The organism is Saccharopolyspora sp. ASAGF58 (assembly GCF_012277335.1).
GTDB classification, from domain to species: Bacteria; Actinomycetota; Actinomycetes; order Mycobacteriales; family Pseudonocardiaceae; genus Saccharopolyspora; species Saccharopolyspora hattusasensis.
Genome location: NZ_CP040605.1, coordinates 4,716,312 through 4,735,431, shown reverse-complemented (window position 1 = coordinate 4,735,431; position 19,120 = coordinate 4,716,312). Strand labels below are relative to the sequence as shown.

Below are 19,120 nucleotides of genomic sequence, written 5' to 3'. Positions count from 1 at the left end.
CTTAACCCTCCAGGGTGGTGCGGCAACGAGCCGCGTGGCGACCAACACGCGGTTTTCGACCAACGAGTCTTCGAGGGGACCGACGCTGCATGGCAAGCACCTCGCGGAATGTGCTGCAAGCGCTCCGGGACGACGAGACCGGTTCCACGGCCCAGCACGAACGCCGCAAGCGGATCATCGACGCCACAATCGCACTGGCCACCAAGGGCGGCTACGACGCGGTCCAGATGCGCACCGTGGCGGAGAAGGCCGACGTGGCGCTGGGGACGCTGTACCGGTATTTCCCATCCAAGATCCACCTGCTGGTAACCGGCCTGGCCCGGGAGTTCGAGCGGGCCCAGGACAAGATGGACCGCGCCAAGAACCCCGGCGAAACGCCTTACGAGCGGGTCATGTTCGTGCTCAACCGCACCACCCGGACGCTGCAGCGCAACCCGCAGCTGACCGAGGCGATGACCCGCGCGTTCATGTTCGCCGACACCTCGGCGTCCGTCGAGGTGGACACCGTCGCGGCGCTGGTGGAGCGGTTCTTCACCAACGCCATGACCCAGGACGAGCCCACCGACGAGGAGAAGGCGATCGCGCGCGTGATCGGCGACGTGTGGCTGTCCAACCTGGTCGCCTGGGTGACGCGCCGGGCGTCGGCCTCCGACCTCTCCAACCGCTTGGAGCTCACCGTCCGCCTCCTGCTGGCGTGAGCCGGCGGTCGTGAATCTTTTGGGTTGCTGCTCCAGAAGAATCACGACACCGGCGTACGGCCGCCGCAGGCTCAGCCCTCGCGCGGAACCGCGTACTCCACTACTCCGTCCCGCGGATGACGTCCGGATTCCACGGGTGACAAGGACATCCAGGTGCGCGTTGGTCTCGCCGACCGTGAGAACCTGGTTGGACGGGTCGAGGTCGAGCAGCTTGCGGTTGCGGTGGGTCCAGCCGAGCTTCCAAAACTGTATCTGCTGGGCCTGTTTCGGATGTGGTGGCGCCGTGATTGGTGAGGCGGGCTACTGCCTGGCGCGGCTACCGCGGCTGCCGTCCGTGACCAACCGCTAGCCGCAAGCTCGGCCCTTCAGGACCGAGAAGTTGACGGTTTGCGGCCCACTGCTCCTGCGATGCAGTGCTGCACCGGGTGGAGCGGGTTGAGCCGCGGGCCGGTCGGCCACCAGTCCGCGCAGAGCACCAGGCCTGGGTCGACGAGTTCTAAGCCCTGGAACATCGACTCGATCTCGGCGCGGGTGCGGAACACTCCTGTGCCCATCGGGCTGTGCAGGAACGCCTGCTCCATCCGCCGGGCGAGTTCGCAGTATTCCTCGACCCCCGGGTCGAGGAAGTGGCTGATGGCCACATAGGACCCGGGTGGCAGCGCGTCGATGTACTCCCGCATGATGTCGGCGGGTGGTCGCTCGCCGTCGTAGTGGTGCAGCGTGCCCAGTTGGAACAACGCGATCGGCTCGGAGAAGTCCAAGTGTCGGCCGACCACCTCGTCCTGGAGGATCTGCGCCGGTTCGAAGATGTCCGCCGGGCTGAAGTGGATCTTCGAGTTCTCCTCCAGCAACGCGCGGCCGTGGGCGAGGACGACTGGGTCGTTGTCCACGTAGACCACCCGCGACTCGGGCTTGATCCGCTGGACCACCTGGTGGGTGTTCTCCGCGGTGGGCAGGCCGGATCCGCAGTCCAGGTACTGGGTGACACTGGTTTCTGCGGCGATGAACCGGCTGACCCTGATCAGGAACTGGCGGTTGTCCCACGCCAGCTGGGCAGCCTCGGGGGTGACCTCCTGGAGGCGCCGGAAGACCTCCCGGTCAACCTCGTAGTTGTCCTTGCCACCGAGGAACGCGTCGTAGACGCGGGCGATGCTCGCCTTGTTCGTATCGATGTGGATGGGGATTTCGTCGTCGGACGCGGTCAGTTCGGCGGCCATGTGGTCCTCGCTACGGCGTGGGGTCGGGTGCTCGGGGATTGCATAGGGTACGAGCTTCGTTGCTCTGAGTAAACGTCTGGCGTGCTATCAATGTGAGAGCCGCAAGTCGATCTTGATCCGAACGGGTGGATCTGTCGGTGCGGCTGTTTCCGCGGTCGTGGTGCGAGAATCGGACGGCGGTAGATCGGGAGGTGCGACGATGGCTCGGGACGAAGATCCGGGATCCGAGGGCGGCGACGCGGCCGGGCCGGACGGCAGTCCGACGGCCCGGCGCATCATCCTCGGCGCGCAGCTGCGCCGGCTCCGGGAGGCCGCAGAGATCCCGCCCGCGGAGGCGGCCTACGCCATCCGCGGCTCGGAGTCCAAGATCAGCCGGATGGAGCTCGGCAAGGTCGGCTTCAAGGAACGCGACGTCGCGGACCTGCTCACGATGTACGGCGTGACGGACGCGGTCGAGCGGGCCCGCTTCCTCCAGTTGGTCTCGCAATCCAAGCAGCCCGGCTGGTGGAACCGGTACGCGGACACGATGCCGCACTGGTTCCAGGACTACATCGGACTCGAAGGCGTGGCAGCCCGGATCCAGACCTACGAGCTGCAGTTCGTGCCGGGCCTGCTGCAGACCACGGATTACGCGTTGGCCATCGCCAGTTCGGGGCACCCGAAGCTGGCCGACGACGAGACCCGGCACCGGGTCTCGCTGCGCATAAAGCGGCAGAAGCTGCTCGCGCGGCCGGGCGCGCCCAGGCTGTGGGCGGTCATCGACGAGTCCGTGCTGCACCGGCCGATCGGCGGCGCCGCCGTGCTCCGCGCACAGATCGACCACCTGCTGGAGATGTCCAAGCTGCCGAACATCGCGCTGCAGGTGGTGCCGTTCGCGCTCAGCGGGTACGCGGCGGAGGGTTCGTTCACCATGCTCCGCTTCGCCGAACCCGAATTGCCGGACGTGGTGTACCTGGAGCACCTGAGCGGGGCGCTGTACCTGGACAAGCTGGAAGAGATCGAGCGATACGGCCGTACGCTCGATCGGCTAATGGTGGACGCCCGGACTCCCGAGCAGACCCGCCAGTTGCTGCTGAAATCCCGCGCGGCCATCTGAATCTAGATCATTCGGGCTACTCACAGTGATCGCGCATGTGCGTAGCGCTGTGGTACCTTCCTCCGCAATGGCGTATGCAATTGCATGCAGTCGACCGAGGGAGATCCGATGAGTGGCCAGTTAGAGGTCCCGGTCGCCGCGCTGGGGGCCGTGACCTGGCGAAAGTCGCGCCACAGCGGGAAATGGGGCAACTGCGTCGAGATCGCGCCCCTGGCCGACGGAACCATCGCGCTGCGCCAATCGCGCCAATCGCGGGGAACCGCGCTGATCTATACCCGAGCCGAGTTGGCCGCGTTTCTGCGCGGCGTCAAGGACGGTGAGTTCGATGACCTCGTCAGCTGAGGGCCACGCCGACTCCTGCGCCCGCCTGCGCGCACTGGTGGACCGGGGATTCCGGTTGATGCCGCCGGTACGGGACTCCGACGGCGAGCTGATGGCGTTGATCTACGTGCGACCGCACGGCGCCATCGTCGACGTGGTCGAGCTCCGCGGCGAGGACGACGTGCGCGCCGCGCGGGTCTCCCGCGACCACCACCTCCGGGACGACGACGCGTACTGGCGCACGGCCGGCTCGGCGTGCGACGTCCTGGACCAGGTCCTTGCCCTCCCTGAACAACTCATCACGGTCCAAGCCTGACGCCGCCGTCAGCCGCTCAACTTGGCCAGGCGTTGCGTTGCCTGGTGGGCGAAGGACGGGTCTTCGGTGCGCGCCGCCCGGTCGAGGAGTTCGCGCGCCTGCTGGACTTCGCCGCGCCGGTAGCGGATCTCGCCGCGCTTGTGCAGCACTCGCCCAGCGCCAGCACCGCTTCCGGCGCGGGCTCCGGGGCACCGATCTCCACCGCGCACCGCAGGTAGATCAGCGCGGCGTCGTTGTCCTCGGCCTCGATGAACTCGGTGGCGGTCTCGTAGGCCCACTCCGCGACGTGGGCTTCCGGGACCACTTCGGCCAGTCTGCGCAGGGTGGTCGCCGCGCCGAGGTGGTCGCCGGCGGCGCGCTGCCCGTCGAGCACGACCCGCACGTTGTTCAGCGCGTCTTCGCCCAGGTCGTCGTCCGAGGCGTAGGACGCGGTCTTGACGAAAGCCGCGACCGCACCGGCCAAATCGTCCTCTTCGTACCGGATCAGGCCGAGCCCGAACTCGCCGCGCGCCGCGATGCCGGGCACGTCGCACCGGCTGACCCGTTCGAACTCGATCCGCGCCGCGTCCCGATCTCCTTGCGCCAGCAGCTGTTCGCCGAGCCGTCCGCACGCGGCGTCGGAATGCCCTGGCACCCCGAGTTCCGCGGCCTGGGCGAACCAGTGGATGGCCTCGGCGGGGTCGTCGGCGCGTTCCCCGAGCAGTCCCATCCCGATGATCGCCGTGCTCGGATCGGTCGATTTCGTCGACCGGCGCAGCAGTTCCAGCGACTCGTCGACGTACGGCGTGACGGCCGGTTCGTCGAACTCCAGCGCTCGCTCGTAGGCCGCTCTCGCCGCCGCCTCGTCCCCGGTGTCGCGCAGCATGTTGCCGAGTTCCAACGCGGCGGTCGCCTGCACACCTGGCACACCTGAGGCGATCACGCGTTCGAAGGCGCGCCGCGCGGCCTCGGTTTCGCCTTGCTTGGCAAGCAGAACCGCGATGTTGGCGGTGGCGTGGGTACCCTCGATCCGGCCCCGACCGACTCCGCGCGGCGGAACGCTTCGACGGCAGCGCCGACGTCACCCAGCTCCGCGCGGTACATCGCACGGGCGCCGGCGGCGGCGTCGCGCTCGTCCAGCAGCGCGCCGAGCAGACAGTTCGCGTGCACGGCGCTGTCGAAGTCGCCGTCGGCGAGCACGGTGCGCAACTCCGGCTCGGCGGCGGCATGATCACCATTGATCCACAGCTGCCGGGCCTGGGTGACCCGCTGTTCCCAGAGTGACATGCCGCGCCTCCGATCAGGTGATCATCGATCGCGGCGAGGATATCGGTCCGCCACTCACAGTTCCGGTGAATCCCCTGTATCGGAGGCACGACGAAGATCACCCGTCCCGGCGGCAACCCGCGGAGCGGGTCGCAAGTCCCACTTGACTGGCCCCCGGCTCGGGAGTCCGAAGTGGACATCCCGTCCGGCGCACCGAAATGGGAGCGGGTCGCCCGCGATGTGCGGACGACCCGCTCCCGTCGAAATTCCGGCACGAACCGGAAGTCAGCCGGCGAGCTGCTTGAGCCGCTCGAAGCCTTGCTGGTACTGGTTCAGGTCGGTGTTGCCGCCGATGCCGGCCACACTGCCCTGGTCGGTGTACTGCCAGAAGTCCCAGTCGTTGAAGCCGTTGGGCACCGCCGGGCTGTCCACGCCGTAGGACGCCAGCCACAGCGCGTGGCCACCGAAGGTGTCGGTACCGCCCATGCACTGCCGCCAGAACGACGGGTTGGCGTAGATGATCGGATCCTTGCCCGTGCGCTCCTTGACCTTGTCGTTGAAGGTCTTGGTCCACAGGTGCATGTCGGCGACGGACAGGCCGTAGCAGCCGCCGCTGTTCGGGTCCACTTCCAGGTCCAGAACCGGGGGCAGGGTCTTGCCGTCGGCCTGGTAGTCGGCGATGTTCAGGAACCGCTCGGCCTGCACCTCCGCGGAGGACGAGCCGGGCCGCGCGAAGTGGTAGGCGCCCGCGATCAGGCCGGCGTTCTTGGCGCCGTGGTACTGCTCGCTGTAGCGGGGGTTGCTGAAGCCGGTGCCGTCGGTGGCCAGCACGAAGGTGAACTTCTTGCCGGCGGCCGCGACCTTGCTCCAGTCGATGGCGCCGTTGTGGTTGGACACGTCGATGCCCTCGACCGGCGGGCCCAGCGGGGCCTGCGGGACGGGCTGCGCCTGGGGCGCGGGGGCCTGCTGCGGGGCCGGGATCGGCTGCTCGGCCTGCGCCGGGGTCTGCTGCGGGGCCGGGATCGGCTGCCCGGCCTGCGCCGGGGCCTCCGGCGGGGCCGGGATCGGCCCGGCCTGCGCCGGGGCCTGCTGCGCCTGGATCGGGGCTTCCATCGCGGCGTCATCGACCTTGGTCTCGTCCGAGCCGGCCACGGCGCTGCCGATCACCAGGCCAACCACGCCGACGGCGGCGATGGCGGCACCCGCCTGCATGGACCGCGTGCGCGGAGCCCGCCGAACGGACTCGGGGAGCTTCTCCACGTGCGGCGCAACCCTCTCCCGGAGACGCCGCACCACGGGTACTCCCTGAATCCGCTGCAGCAGCGGTGCCAGCCACTGCAGGACTCGCTGGATCAGGGGCGCGACCCACTCGCCGACGCGGTGCGCCGCCGGCCGCACACGATCCACTGCCGTGCGCAGGGCCTGGTCGGCACGCAGCGCAGCGGAACGCAACCCGCGGTCAGTCGCCTCGTTCGGGGCCGAGGCGCGATCGTTGTTTTCGGGGGATCTTGTTTGGTCGGAGGATTCGGGGTTCACGAGCCCCACACTCCAGCACGGAGCGTGTACCTGCATCGCGGTTTTTACGTACGCGAATACCTGGATTGACTCCATCAGGCTACGTCGGCCGCTTGATCCGTCACGATTAGTGACACCGAGTTAGTGACAGCATCCTAGCGGCCCATGTCACAGGCCCCGCACCGCAGGTCCACACCCGTCAGCGCCGGACAGTAAAGCCGCAGGTCAGAGGCCGTAGGCGCGTTGACGCACCCTGGCACCACTACGCTCACCACACTGACCAGGCAAAACGCCCATACCGACTAGATCCGGTACAGGCTCCGGGACACGTGGCTGGACGCCTGCTTCGCCCGCAGCTCGCACACCTCCGCCTCCAGCTCACGCGCCTCGTTGACCTCAGGCGTCTCACCCGGCGCCAGCGTGGCCGGTGATGCCGAGCGTCAGCGGCATGGAGTTGAGGCGGGCCTGCAACCCGGCCGTTTCGGCGTACCGGCGGTAGCGGCGAACCACGTTCTCCTGCGCGATGATCGCCGGCCCCGCGTCACCGAGGCGTTCGCCGTCGGCGAGGAACGCGGGCACGCCGTAGTCGTAGCCCAGGTGCCGTGGCTGTAGACGATCCAGCGGATCGGGGCGTCGGCGTGCTGCCGCAGGTCGGCGAGCGCGTCCGGTACGAGAGCGGGGTTCGGCCCGGTCGACCACCAGCAGCCCCTGGTCGGTTTCGACGTCCAGCTTCCGGCGACTTAGCCATCCGCGTGCGGTACTCAACGGCCGCACTTGGGACGGATCTCCACCGCCGACGGGTTTTTCGAGGGCTGGCAGCAATCGGCGGGCCCATGCGCAAGCACGGGCCCGCCGGTGCGACCAGCAAGGGTTACACGACGATGTGGTCCCCGTGGCCGCCGATGCCGCCGCCACCGAATCCGTTACCACCGATGCCGGGCCCACCAGGACCACCGTGACCACCGTTGCCACCGGTCCCGCCGTTGCCGCCGTCACCACCGGTGCCGCCACCTTGGCCACCACCGGTGCCGCCGCCGTCACCGCCGCCGCCGCCGTTGATCACGATCGGGTTCCAGCCGCCGCCCCACGGGAACGTCGACATGACCGTGCGCGCGGGCAGGAACTCCACACGCTGGTCACCGAGCTCCGCGGAGCTCAATGGTTCGCTGTTTTCGAACACTTGATCCTCCCTCGTCCGAATGGGCCGGATGCCGCGCGGAGATCGATGCCGAGCAAGGTCAAACCCCCAGATCCCCATCCCAACGCCCCAGATTCGTTGGCATCAGCACGGAGGGTAAGAGCATCCGCGATCCAGCGCAGCCCGAAAACTTCCGACGAGGAGAATCGCAAACGCGCAAACCGCCGACCAACGCAATTCGCCACGACATCGGCAACGCACTCCGGAGAGGCGGACTAGATCAATTCGGATCGACATCGTCTCCGCTCCGCGAACGGAGCGAGCTCGCAACCTTGTTCGGGAACTTCTCGCGGAAATTGTATTCCACTACGTCGCATCCCGTAATTTTCGGCGACCGCGAGCGTCGGGCGAATCCCTCGATGCGAAACGGCCCAGGCCTGGAGCGCGGGGCGGAGGCAACGCGACGTCGTCATCCTGGGGACGACGCGCACCGGCGTCATCAACGCCGGAGCCACGGCCCCGCCGCCCCCGGCTACGACTTACCGCACGAAGATGGCGTCCCCGTTGCCGCCGACGCCGCCGCCACCGACGCCGTTGCCGCCGATACCGGGCCCGCCAGGACCACCGTCACCGCCGCGACCAGGGGCCCCACCGTTGCCGCCGTCGCCGCCGTCACCGCCGCCCTGGCCACCCCCGGTGCCACCGCCATCGCCGCCACCGCCGCCGTTGATGACGATCGGGTTCCAGCCGCCACCCCACGGGAACGTCGACATGACCGTGCGCGCGGGCAGGAACTCCACACGCTGGCCATCGAGTTCCGCATCGCTCAACAGTCGAATCTCGTCGAACACTTATTTCCTCCTTCGTGACTGGGCCTGGAAGCCGCGCGAGGAGATCGATGCCGAAACAAGGTCCAAGTCCCCCAAGATCCCCATTCCAACGCCCCAGATTCGTTGGCATCCGCACGGATGTTAAGGACCGTCTTCAATCTGCCGCATCTCGAAAATCTCCGCCAAACGCGTAATCACAGAGGCGTCCCGTAATTTTCGGCGGCCGGGAGCGTCGGGCGAACCCGGTTCGGGCAAACCTGGCAATGCGAAACGGCCCAGACCCTGCGCTATTCGGAGATCCGCGACGGAAACGACGCGCCGCCGAATACCGGATGAAGATCGACTCGAGCGGGCGGCGGTGGCGCGAACAGAGCACGCGCACGATCACCCGACATCACTCTTTCGAATTCCAGGAATGCCAGTCCTCCTGGCCTAAGCTCGGCGACTGTTTAGCCCAGCAGTGATCACAACGGGTAAAGGAGTTGCGTCGATGAGTAACCGTCCACGCCGGGCCGTTCCCGCCGAGGTGCCGAGCACGGCGCACTCCGGCGGCAGTCACATCTCGGGAACGCGCTGGGCCGACCGGTGGCCGCTGCCCAGTGCCGCCATGCTCGCCGCGGCGTTCAGCCTCATCGCGGTCCAGCCGGCCAACGCCGCGGCGCCCACCTGTACCCGGACCCCCAACGGTTCCGGGGAGAACATCTACTGCAGCCGGGGTGTGCCGGCCGGGATGACGCTCGATGGCACCGACGGCAACGACCGGATCGTGCTCAACGGGGCGTTGGCGGGCACCATCAACGCGGGCGGTGGCGACGACACGATCATCATCACCGGTCGCAGCGGCGGCAACGGCGGCAAGGGCGGCAACGGATATCTCGGCTATCTCGGCGCCAGGAGCGGTGATCGAGGCGCCAGCGGCGGCAAGAACGGTGGTAGCACCGGCGGAACGGCCGGCCTGGACGGTCTCGATGCCAGGAGCAGCGCGAGGGCTGGCGGCAGCGCAGGTGTCGGCGGCCCCGGCGGCAGCGGCGCCCCTGCGGTGACTTCCACCGGCATCATCAACGGCGGACCCGGGAACGACACGATCACCATCACCGGCGGCAAGGGCGGTACGGGCGGCGAAGGCGGCGACGGTGGTCCGGGCAGCACCAACCCCGCCGACGCGCGCGGCGGCGCGGGCGGCAACGGCGGCGCGGGCGGCATCGGCAACCTCGGCCGCATCTACCCCGGCGAAGGCAACAACAAGATCACCATCATCGGCGGTGACAACGGCGATGGCGGCGCAGGCGGCAACGGCGGCCCCGGCACGGCGGACACCCGCAGCGGAAACGGCGGTGTCGGAGGCAACGGCGGCGGTGGCCGCCATACCGACAACGGCAACGGCGGTGTCGGCAACGGCCCGACCGGCACGATCGTCAGCACCGGCGACGACGACATCACCGTGCAAGGCGGCAAGGGCGGCCGCGGCGGCACCGGAGGCAAGGGCGGTGACGGCGCGCCGAGCGCCAGCAGCTTCCGCATGGGCGTCGACGTGGAAGGCGACGGCGGGACCGGCGGCACCGGGGGCGGTGGCGGAGCCGCGAACACCGGCAACATCATGTCCGAGGGCGCCGGCAGGGCCACGGTCGACGTCCTCGACGGCGTCGGCGGTGACGGCGGCATCGGTGGCGACGGTGGCGACGGCGACGGCATCGGGAGCACGCCCGGACTCCAGGGCCAAGGCGGCCTGAACTCCATTGCGGACACCGGCGGCGTCGGTGGCACCGGCGGCCGCGGCGGCCACATCGGCACCACTGAGGATGCTCGGCGAAACCCCTGATGAGCGTCGCGAACCCGAACGAACCGTGGCGGCCCCGCGCTCCGCCGTCCCCTTCCCCCCGTCCGGTGGTCGATCGACGGTCGGACCTCGCCACGATGCGCACACACCGCCACGAGCGGCGGAAAGCCGTTTGCCCGTAAGGGTGAATCGAAGTGCGTCAGGCGTTCGGTGCTTCTAGGTTCTGCCCGTGCGCCAGGAACGTGCCGCCGCGGCGCATCCAACGGGGTGGCCGAATCCCGGTTTTTCCCTGTTAATCCCCTCGAATCGCGAAGGAGCACCAGATGCCACAGACCTCTCGGTCGCTGAGCGCTGCCGAACTGGCGGACCAGCGCGTCGAATTCCTCCCGGCGCGCACCGTCATGTCGACGTTCTGGCTCCCCTGGAGTGGCGAAGACGTGCTGGCCCCGTACTACCCGCCCGCGCACACCCAAACCGGAACCGTGTCCGGGGACGCCAATGTCACCACGACCGGTGACATCAACGGTGGCTCCGGCGGCACCGGCGGCGGCAACGGCGGCGGCCAGGGTGGCGGCAACGGCGGCAACGGCGGAAACGGCGGCATCGGCGGCGACGGTGGCGACGGCGGCGACGGCGGCGACGGCATCGGCGGCAACGGCTACGGCGGCCCCGGCTTCGGTGGCACCGGCGGCGGCAACCCCGGCTGACGTCGAGAGATGTGAGCAGTACGGCGTTCATGGCGAAGCACTGGCCAGCCACTGAACGCTCCACAGCCGGCGGGCGCGACCTCCTCCACCAGGGACGATGTCGCGCCCGTCGGCCATTTTCCGGACCGGATGAATACCCTGGAGTCGCAATGGCAGCCCCGCACCAGGCCGGGTCGCCCCCGGCGGACGAGGACGTCGCGGGCCTGGCGGTGCCAGCGCTCGTGCCGGGCACCGAGCTGATCGGCCGCTACCAAGGTTCCGGGCATCGCGAAGCGCCGTACCTGGTCCGCCGGCCCGATGGTCAGATCTTGCAGCTGTCGCACCTGCTGTACCTGGTGGCGGCGGGGCTCGACGGGCGGCGCAGCTTCGCCGGACTCGCGACGCGCCTAAGCGACGAATCGGGCTGCGGCGTCACCCCCGGGCAGGTGTTCTTCCTCGTCGAGAACAGGTTGCGGCTCGCCGGGATCGTGGCGGCCGACTCCGAGACCGACCGTCCTCCGGAGGCGGCGCCGAAGGGGCGGGATCGGTTGCTGGCGTTGAAATTCCGTGTCGCGCTAGTGCCCGAGCACACCGTCGCGATCATCGCGCGCGTGTTCCAGCCGCTGTTCTGGCCGCCGGTGGTGGTCGTCGTCCTGTTGGCCTTCGTCGTCGCCGACGTCTTGTTGGCCGTGCACGGCGGCGCCGAGCAGGTGGTCGCGGGGGCGAAGGACCTGCTGAACCAGCCGGAGCAGATCCTGCTGGTGGTGGGCGTGCTGATCGTCGCCGGGATGTTCCACGAGTGCGGCCACGTCGCCGCCTGCCGGTACGGCGGCGCGCGGCCGGGCGCGATGGGCGTGGGCATCTACCTGGTGTGGCCCGCGATGTACAGCACGGTCACCGAGTCCTACCGCCTCAGCCGCGGCGGCCGGCTGCGCACCGATCTCGGCGGTCTCTACTTCAACGTGATCGCCATGCTCGTCATGATCGTCACCTACGCGCAGACCGGCTTCCCGTGGCTGCTGGCCGCGCTGCTGGCGTGGCAGGCGACGAGCGTCTGGCAACTGCTGCCGTCTATCCGCTTCGACGGCTATTACATCCTGAGCGATCTGGTGGGCGTTCCCGACCTGTTCGACCGGATGGGGCCGATCCTGCGCAGCCTGCTGCCGGGCCGCCGCCCGCACCCGCGCGTGCAGGAGTTGAAGCCGTGGGTCCGCCGGGTGATCACGGTCTGGGTGGTGCTGGTGATCCCGTTCATGGCGTACTGGATCGTCGCGTTCCTGGTCCTCGCGCCGTACGTGCTGCCGACCGTGTGGCAGGCGCTGGCCCTCCAGTGGAACGGCGTGGGCAGCTCGCTCCAGGCAGGCGACGCCGCCGGAGCCGCGGTCGGCGTGCTCCGGCTGGCCCTCCTGGTGTTGCCGTGGGCGGGCATCACCCTGGTCCTGACCAACCTGGCACGACAGTTCGTCCGATTTGTCGGCAGTTGGCGAGCCCGCCGCGCGCTAGAACGCAGTTAGCGCCGCTTCTCGGTGGACCCGCGGTGATCGCGTGGTCTCAATGCGCGAGGATCCGACACGCCGACGTGAGTGCCGACGCCGGGCGCGACCGGTGTCCGGCAGAATGCTCGGTCGGATCTGGCGAAGTTCGCAGAGAAGGCGGAATTAGCATCGTGACGACTGTTCATCAGAAGATCGCCGAGGAGCTCGGCGTCCGCGAGCGCCAGGTGCAGTCAGCCGTCGAGCTTCTCGACGGCGGGGCGACTGTGCCATTCATCGCGCGCTACCGAAAGGAAGCGACCGGGGCCCTCGACGACGCCCAGTTGCGCACGCTCGAAGAGCGGTTGCGCTACCTGCGCGAGCTCGAAGAGCGGCGCACTACGGTGCTGGATTCCATCCGCTCGCAGGGCAAACTGACCGACGAGCTCGAAGCGCAGATCAACGGGGCGGACTCGAAGGCGCGGCTGGAGGACATCTACCTTCCGTACAAGCCCAAGCGCCGCACCAAGGCCCAGATCGCCATCGAGGCGGGCCTGGAACCGCTGGCCGACCAGCTGCTGTCGGACCCGAGCAACGACCCGCAGGAGACAGCGGCCGGTTTCGTGGACGCCGAGAAGGGCGTCGCCGACAGCCAGGCCGCGCTGGAGGGCGCGCGCTCGATCCTGGTCGAGCGGTTCTCCGAGGACGCCGACCTGATCGGCGAGCTGCGCGAGAAGGTGTGGACGCGCGGCCGGATGGTCTCCAAGGTGCGCGAGGGCAAGGAAGAGGAAGGCGCGAAGTTCGCCGACTACTTCGAGTTCTCCGAGGGGTTCGCGGACCTGCCATCGCACCGCATCCTGGCGCTGTTCCGTGGCGAGAACGAAGAGGCCCTGGAGCTGTCGCTGGAGCCCGACGACGGCGCGGAGCAGGTGGGCCCGACCGACTACGAGCTGCGGATCGCGCAGCAGTTCGGCATCGCCGACAAGGGCCGCCCGGCCGACCGCTGGCTGTCCGATGTGGTCCGCTGGGCGTGGCGGACCCGCGTCCTGACGCGGCTGAGCGTGGACATCCGGCTGCGGCTGCGGCAGAACGCCGAGGACGAGGCGGTCCGGGTGTTCGCGGCGAACCTGCGCGACCTGCTGCTGGCCGCGCCGGCCGGATCGCGCGCCACGATGGGTCTGGACCCGGGCTACCGGACCGGCGTGAAGGTCGCGGTCGTCGACGGCACCGGCAAGGTCGTCGCGACGGACACGATCTACCCGCACCAGCCGCAGCGGCAGTGGGACCAGGCGCTGGCGAAGCTCGCGACGCTGGCGAAGGCGCACAACGTGGACCTGATCGCGATCGGCAACGGCACGGCGTCGCGCGAGACGGACAAGCTGGCCGGCGACCTGATCAGCCAGAACCCGGACCTGAAGCTCACCAAGATCTCGGTGTCCGAGGCGGGCGCGTCGGTGTACTCGGCGTCGGCCTACGCGTCGCGCGAGCTGCCGGACCTGGACGTGTCGCTGCGCGGCGCGGTGTCGATCGCCCGGCGCCTGCAGGACCCGCTGGCGGAGCTGGTGAAGATCGATCCGAAGTCGATCGGCGTCGGCCAGTACCAGCACGACGTTTCGGAGACGAAGCTGTCGCGTTCCCTGGACGCGGTGGTCGAGGACTGCGTGAACGCGGTCGGCGTCGACGTGAACACGGCGTCGGCGCCGCTGCTGACCAGGGTGTCGGGCATCAGCGAGGGTCTGGCGGACAACATCGTCCATCACCGCGACACCAACGGCGCGTTCCGGACCCGCACGGCGCTCAAGGACGTGGCACGGCTGGGGCCGAAGGCGTTCGAGCAGTGCGCGGGCTTCCTGCGGATCCCGGACGGCGACGACCCGCTTGACTCGTCGGCGGTCCACCCGGAGGCCTACCCGGTGGTGCACCGCATCCTGGGCAGCACCGGCGGTGAAATGACCGGCCTGATCGGCAACGCCAGATTGCTGAAGTCGTTGCGGCCGCAGGACTTCGTGGACGACAGCTTCGGTCTGCCGACGGTGACGGACATCCTCGCGGAGCTCGACAAGCCGGGCCGCGACCCGCGACCGGAGTTCAAGACGGCGACGTTCGCGGACGGTGTCGAGAAGATCGCCGACCTGAAGCCGGGCATGACGCTGGAGGGCGTGGTCACGAATGTGGCGGCGTTCGGCGCGTTCGTGGACGTGGGTGTGCACCAGGACGGTTTGGTGCACGTGTCGGCGATGTCGAAGAACTTCGTCAGCGACCCGCGCGACGTGGTGAAGTCCGGCGACATCGTCCGCGTGAAGGTCCTCGACGTCGACATCCCGCGCAAGCGGATCTCGCTGACGCTGCGCCTGGACGACGAGCCGGGTGCCGGGGGCCGCCAGGACCGCGACACCGGCCGGGGCCAGGGCGGCGGTCGCGGCCAAGGCGGCGGCGGTCGCAACGGCGGCGGCCGTGGCCAGGGCGGTCAGGGCGGCGGCCGTGGTCAGGACGGCGGTCAGGGCGGCGGTCAGGGTCACGGCGGTCAAGGCCGGGGCGGCCAGGGCCGCGGAGGCCAGCGCGGTCAGCGCAACGACGCGCCCGCCGGATCGATGGCCGACGCCCTCCGCAGGGCTGGCTTCGGCAAGTAACTGTATTCGCTGATCAGAGGTCGTGAGTGCGAAAGCCGGTTCTTACCGGTATTCGCACTCACGACCCCAGCACCGTCAGGGCTCGAACCGCCCGCACTTGACGGCGGTGACGAATAACCGCCACTGCTGAGCGGTCGTGGTGAAGTACCCGGCAGCCCGGTCCTTCGTGTCCCGAACCGCCGCGCCATACTCCGCCCGGCCGACCTCGACGCATGCGGTCTGCTGATGTGAACGGCTCGACTTTCGCCAGCCAGTAGGCTCTCGGGTCATGTCCTGCTCTCCATCTCCTCAGCCACCTTGGCGATGAGCTCGCCCGACTCAGCCGGACTCATCGCCAACTCGCGCAGCGTATCTGTAGCCGACCGATATGCGTCCGTTTGTTCTTGCTCGTAAAGGAACACCGCAGACGCGTACTGCTCCAGATGAACAATCGGATCCGCCTTCGGGAACTCAAACAGGATGTAGGAACCGAGAAGCGCGGGATGCCAGACGTCGAGGTCAGCTGGGATCACCTGCACCGTTACGCTTGGCCACTCGGACATGCTCAGGATCCGCCGGAGTTGGTCAGCCATGACCTCCAGCCCGCCAATTGCAGTTCGCAGCGCGGTCTCCAGGACAAGGAACGTGAAGCGCGGGCCCTTCTTGCGAGTCAAGACGTCACGGCGTCCGATGCGCAGTGTCACTCGGGTTTCTAGATCGCTGGGCGGTGCTCCGACACCCGCACTCATCAGGGCACGTGCGTAGTCCGCCGTTTGAAGCAACCCAGAGATGACAAACGGCGAGACCTCGGTGATCTGCCTGGCAGTCTTCTCGAACTCGATCAGTGTGGTCAACTCGTGGTGCACGCCAGGAACACCAGGAGACATCCAGTTGGCCCGCTCGGCTCCACGTGCGAGCTCGATAACCCGTTCACGTTCGGCTTCTGGCACGCCGACGGCAGCAAGCACACTCGCCGCGAATTCGGGTGTGGCAACAGTCCTTCCACTCTCGCAACGAGACAGTTTCGAGTGATCCATACCAAGCCTACGCGCCAATTCTCGCACGCCTATGCCATATGCCTCTCGGGCTTTTCGCAGCTCAGCGCCGACAATCCGCGCCTTTGGGCTTCCTCCAGTGGTGCGCGTCATGCACCAATCTTATCCTCCGACGCACCATTTTGGATCACCGAATAGTGGCATTGCGCAGGTAAAACGAACTGGTGCATGCTGGTGCACACCAGATGCACCAACCTTTTTGACGGGGGTCGCCGATGTATCCGTTTCATTGGGTTCCTGCTGCGGGGCGGCGGCATGCGAGCTTGGACGAAAGGCCTTGTGGTTGCTCGTATCCGACCGGCACTCAGGTGACGACCTTGTGCCGCCAGGAGCTTTCGGCCGATAACAGCGAGTTGGCTTGGCTCTGGGAGACCTGCCCGGATTGCAATCGGGAGGCTCGGCGGCTCGCCGGTGTCGGCCCTTGAGCCCGAAAACCGCCGCGCTGGCGGTATTCCTACGCCGAACTCAATGGCTGCTCGACGACCTCGCGTTCCACGCGGGCGCAGGCCACCTCGACGCCGAGGACATCGACAAGACCGCCGCGGCCCACGAAGAAGTCGTCCACCTGCTGAGGGAAAACCGACCGAACACGGCCGCCCGACCGGAAGGATCCGCCTGCGGGATGGTGCGCACGTCCTCGGCGACGCGGTCTGCCGCGGTGACGATCACCCGGGGCGTTGTCCGGCGCGAGCTTGCCCTGCGTCTGCGCGGTGGCGATTTCCCGATTCAGCTCGGCGAGACTTGATCCGGCACCTGCGGTCTGGCGATTTCGCGCGAAATCGACGCTCGCCCTTCAGGCGAGGTGTCGATTTCGCGCGAAATCGCCGGGGCTCCCCGCACCAGCGCTACGCGGCGGGAAGCATCAGCCCTCGTTATCGGGTCCTCCGCCAGCTGCGGGAGCAGGTCGTGCAGCTCGCCGCGAACCTCGCGGAATTCCAGGCGGTGCTCGCGGACCATCCCGGCGAACTGCCGGTGCGCGGCGATGGCGACCGGATGGTCGGCATCCCGGATCCGGCACACTAACGCCGATTCTCGCGCAGCGGATTCGACCCCAGTTTGATCACTCGTACTCGTAGCGGAGGCGTCGGCCGCCCCACCAGGGGACTTCGACGGTGGGGAGGTCGGCTTGACGGAGAACGGGTGAGTAGGCGCGTCGATCGAGGCGGGCGATGATCTCTTTGTCGCGGTTTTCGATGGTGCCGCCGGTGGAGAGGAATCGGCGTTGGAGGGTGTCGGGTGTGGCGGTGGCGTAGCCGGGAAGGCGTCGGCGTAGCGCGGCGCAGACGGTGTGGGCGAGCACGGAGAGCACGACGTCGAGGTCGATGTTGAGTGGGACCGCGCCGGAGAGGGCGTCCAGGCCGAAGGAGCGGATGGCTTCGGCGAGGCGTTGCTCGATGGCCATCCGCCGGGCGTAGGCCTCGATCACGTGTTTGGTGGGGGTGTCGGGCTGGTTGGTGATCAGGATGGTGGGTTCGTCGTGGCCGAGCCCGGTGATGGCGAGTTGGCGCAGCGTGCCGGGGTAGGCCGAGAGTGTGGCTGCGGGGTCTTCGATCACGCGGACCCGGCGGGTTTTCCCGCCCGCGCGAGTGACGGTGAGAGGTGTCCAGTCCTTGGCGGGCAGGGAATGCAGGTGCTCGGTGAGTTTTGGGGTGCGGGCGCGCAGGGTGATGAAGCCGATGCCGCGGGCGTCGAGTTCGGCGAGTTGGGCCTGGGTGGTGACCTTGGAATCGAAGATCAATAGTTTCGGGTTCGCTCCGGAGACCTCGCGCCAGTGGTCGGCGAAGGCGAGGATTTCCCTGTTCTGGCTGGCTTTGGCCAGATCGGCGTTGGCGTAGAGCAGGGTGTGGGTGGCGGCGTCTTCGGCGAAGAAGGTCAACACTGAGCGGGTGCGTTGTGAACGTCGTGGCACGTAGTGCTTTTCCAGCGCGGGTTCGTCGCCCCAGTGCATGACCGCGTGGAAGTCGAGGTTGATTGTCTCGCCGTGCGCGAGCCCGGCGGTGAGGCTGGCTTTGTCCAGCGCGGCAAGGAATCGTTGCTGCCGGGTGTGATCAAGCCGGTAGGAGTAGGTGGTCAGTGCGGTGGCTTTGGGCAGGCTGGTCAGCCCGGCGAAGTGTGCCGCACCAGCATCGGTGGCGATGTCGTCGACGTGGGAGACCCGGCGAGTGGTGGTGAGTTTGATCGCCAGCAGCGACAGTATTGAGCTCAGTGCCGGGATGACAGAGGTACTGGGATAACCCGCGGCCCGCACCAGGCCGGGCAGGTCCAGCGCCACCAGATCGGGAATGGTCAACAGCAGTCCGGCCACCCTGCTGTCGGCGTGGGCGGGCAGGGCATCGAAGTCGATTACCTTGGTGCGGGGCTGATTCTCACGCTGCGGCAGGCCGCGCTCGGCGTGCGGGCGCGGCCATAGGCGCGGGAAGCCTTCCTCACTCAGGATTTCGGCGACCCCGGTGCGGTTGAGCGGGGTGCCCTCCTCGGCGAGCACGGCAGCGATCTCGTGGGCCGAGTGGCCCAACCGGCGCAGCTCGATGATCCGGGCACGGGCGGCTTCCTTGGCCGGTGCTGTCTTCGGGCCTGGGCGCGTGGTGAGGAAGAACTCGCGGCGGCCCGCCCGGAAATCCCGCACCAGCGACTGCAGCGTCGCCGCGGTGTAGCCGAAGCGGGCCGCCGTCTCCGCCGCTGAGACTCCCTCGAACAAGTAGGCACGCAGTGCCTCGTAACGGCGCTGGTTCGCCTCCGTCGGGGCGGCGAAGAACTCGCCGCCCCGACGAGCCGCTTTTGGGGTGGATATCGCTGTCTTCTCCACGATCTCACTACATCAAGGCCTGCGGTCGCGGTCAACACGACACACCGATCACTGGCGACGAAGGTCATGATGATTGCAGTAGAAGCACTTCATTCACGCACGCTGCCGTCGGATCAGCACTGGCTCGTCGCGTCAGGAACGACGCAACAACCCGAAACGTGGCACAATAAACAGCTAGATAAACCCTAGCAGGCCATGACACCAAGCACGATGGGCCTCACAATTCACTTACGCATCAACCAAACCAGCCCCGATCCCCAGCCGACACCCAGGGCCACGGGAGGCGTCACAGCTAGACGCGAGAATCGGCGCTAACCCGACGTACGGGGCGACATCGCC

Annotated in this window: 20 protein-coding genes; 10 read left to right on the top strand and 10 right to left on the bottom strand. The window is 68.2% G+C overall.

Going from position 1 to position 19,120, the window contains the following annotated elements; all coding sequences use genetic code 11:
* The first annotated feature begins 89 nt into the window (after positions 1–89).
* On the top strand, positions 90–698 hold the full coding sequence (kstR, locus tag FDZ84_RS22710) for a cholesterol catabolism transcriptional regulator KstR (RefSeq protein WP_168587547.1): 609 nt from the start codon (positions 90–92) through the stop codon (positions 696–698).
* A gap of 365 nt (positions 699–1,063) precedes the next feature.
* On the opposite strand, the gene FDZ84_RS22705 is transcribed toward kstR, so the two are convergent.
* On the bottom strand, positions 1,064–1,915 hold the full coding sequence (locus FDZ84_RS22705; RefSeq protein ID WP_210435052.1) for an SAM-dependent methyltransferase: 852 nt from the start codon (positions 1,913–1,915) through the stop codon (positions 1,064–1,066).
* A 199-nt stretch (positions 1,916–2,114) separates the two neighbouring features.
* Here FDZ84_RS22705 and FDZ84_RS22700 point away from each other — a divergent pair, with 199 nt between their 5' ends.
* From FDZ84_RS22700 to FDZ84_RS22690, 3 genes are all read left to right on the top strand, one after another.
* On the top strand, positions 2,115–3,011 hold the full coding sequence (locus tag FDZ84_RS22700; protein ID WP_168587546.1) for a helix-turn-helix transcriptional regulator: 897 nt from the start codon (positions 2,115–2,117) through the stop codon (positions 3,009–3,011).
* A gap of 108 nt (positions 3,012–3,119) precedes the next feature.
* Complete coding sequence (locus FDZ84_RS22695; RefSeq protein WP_168587545.1) at positions 3,120–3,353, top strand: DUF397 domain-containing protein; 234 nt, start codon at positions 3,120–3,122, stop codon at positions 3,351–3,353.
* The gene (locus FDZ84_RS22690; protein ID WP_168587544.1) at positions 3,337–3,648 is read left to right on the top strand and encodes a hypothetical protein; all 312 of its coding nucleotides are present in this window, start codon (positions 3,337–3,339) and stop codon (positions 3,646–3,648) included. The genes FDZ84_RS22695 and FDZ84_RS22690 overlap by 17 nt, the downstream gene beginning before the upstream one ends.
* Before the next feature lie 16 nt (positions 3,649–3,664).
* Here the strand turns inward: FDZ84_RS22690 and FDZ84_RS37895 are convergent, their stop codons facing one another.
* The 6 genes from FDZ84_RS37895 to FDZ84_RS22660 all read right to left on the bottom strand — a co-directional run bounded on the left by FDZ84_RS37895 (position 3,665) and on the right by FDZ84_RS22660 (position 8,397).
* Entirely contained in the window at positions 3,665–4,570 is a 906-nt protein-coding gene (locus FDZ84_RS37895; RefSeq protein WP_246868352.1) for a tetratricopeptide repeat protein, read from the bottom strand.
* Entirely contained in the window at positions 4,567–4,914 is a 348-nt protein-coding gene (locus FDZ84_RS22680; protein ID WP_168587543.1) for a hypothetical protein, read from the bottom strand. Before FDZ84_RS22680 ends, FDZ84_RS37895 begins: the two co-directional genes overlap by 4 nt.
* A gap of 264 nt (positions 4,915–5,178) precedes the next feature.
* Positions 5,179–6,345, bottom strand: a complete 1,167-nt coding sequence (locus FDZ84_RS22675) for a lysozyme (protein WP_246868351.1) — start codon at positions 6,343–6,345, stop codon at positions 5,179–5,181.
* Between the two features lie 468 nt (positions 6,346–6,813).
* The gene (locus FDZ84_RS22670) at positions 6,814–7,173 is read right to left on the bottom strand and encodes a hypothetical protein (RefSeq protein WP_168587542.1); all 360 of its coding nucleotides are present in this window, start codon (positions 7,171–7,173) and stop codon (positions 6,814–6,816) included.
* Positions 7,174–7,279: 106 nt separating this feature from the next.
* Positions 7,280–7,588, bottom strand: coding sequence for a hypothetical protein (locus FDZ84_RS22665; protein WP_168584117.1), 309 nt, complete (start codon positions 7,586–7,588; stop codon positions 7,280–7,282).
* A gap of 497 nt (positions 7,589–8,085) precedes the next feature.
* Positions 8,086–8,397: a hypothetical protein gene (locus FDZ84_RS22660; protein WP_246868350.1), complete on the bottom strand. Its 312-nt coding sequence runs from the start codon at positions 8,395–8,397 to the stop codon at positions 8,086–8,088.
* A gap of 469 nt (positions 8,398–8,866) precedes the next feature.
* Here FDZ84_RS22660 and FDZ84_RS22655 point away from each other — a divergent pair, with 469 nt between their 5' ends.
* From FDZ84_RS22655 to FDZ84_RS22640, 4 genes are all read left to right on the top strand, one after another.
* On the top strand, positions 8,867–10,195 hold the full coding sequence (locus tag FDZ84_RS22655; RefSeq protein WP_168587541.1) for a hypothetical protein: 1,329 nt from the start codon (positions 8,867–8,869) through the stop codon (positions 10,193–10,195).
* A 281-nt stretch (positions 10,196–10,476) separates the two neighbouring features.
* Complete coding sequence (locus FDZ84_RS22650) at positions 10,477–10,860, top strand: hypothetical protein (RefSeq protein ID WP_210435051.1); 384 nt, start codon at positions 10,477–10,479, stop codon at positions 10,858–10,860.
* Between the two features lie 149 nt (positions 10,861–11,009).
* The gene (locus tag FDZ84_RS22645) at positions 11,010–12,353 is read left to right on the top strand and encodes a hypothetical protein (protein ID WP_168587540.1); all 1,344 of its coding nucleotides are present in this window, start codon (positions 11,010–11,012) and stop codon (positions 12,351–12,353) included.
* Positions 12,354–12,502: 149 nt separating this feature from the next.
* Entirely contained in the window at positions 12,503–14,941 is a 2,439-nt protein-coding gene (locus FDZ84_RS22640) for a Tex family protein (RefSeq protein ID WP_168590274.1), read from the top strand.
* 75 nt (positions 14,942–15,016) lie between these two features.
* Here the strand turns inward: FDZ84_RS22640 and FDZ84_RS22635 are convergent, their stop codons facing one another.
* Positions 15,017–15,211 carry a DUF397 domain-containing protein gene (locus tag FDZ84_RS22635; protein WP_168587539.1) on the bottom strand — a complete coding sequence of 65 codons (195 nt, stop codon included), beginning with the start codon at positions 15,209–15,211 and terminating at the stop codon, positions 15,017–15,019.
* Positions 15,208–16,068, bottom strand: a complete 861-nt coding sequence (locus FDZ84_RS22630; protein WP_168587538.1) for a helix-turn-helix transcriptional regulator — start codon at positions 16,066–16,068, stop codon at positions 15,208–15,210. The genes FDZ84_RS22635 and FDZ84_RS22630 overlap by 4 nt, the downstream gene beginning before the upstream one ends.
* Before the next feature lie 122 nt (positions 16,069–16,190).
* Between FDZ84_RS22630 and FDZ84_RS22625 the strand changes: the two genes are divergently transcribed.
* Both FDZ84_RS22625 and FDZ84_RS22620 read left to right on the top strand, forming a co-directional pair.
* Complete coding sequence (locus FDZ84_RS22625) at positions 16,191–16,400, top strand: zinc finger protein (RefSeq protein WP_168587537.1); 210 nt, start codon at positions 16,191–16,193, stop codon at positions 16,398–16,400.
* Entirely contained in the window at positions 16,397–16,720 is a 324-nt protein-coding gene (locus FDZ84_RS22620; RefSeq protein ID WP_168587536.1) for a hypothetical protein, read from the top strand. The genes FDZ84_RS22625 and FDZ84_RS22620 overlap by 4 nt, the downstream gene beginning before the upstream one ends.
* A gap of 315 nt (positions 16,721–17,035) precedes the next feature.
* Here FDZ84_RS22620 and FDZ84_RS22615 read toward each other — a convergent pair whose 3' ends face one another.
* On the bottom strand, positions 17,036–18,781 hold the full coding sequence (locus tag FDZ84_RS22615) for a helix-turn-helix domain-containing protein (RefSeq protein ID WP_168587535.1): 1,746 nt from the start codon (positions 18,779–18,781) through the stop codon (positions 17,036–17,038).
* Between the last annotated feature and the right edge of the window lie 339 nt (positions 18,782–19,120).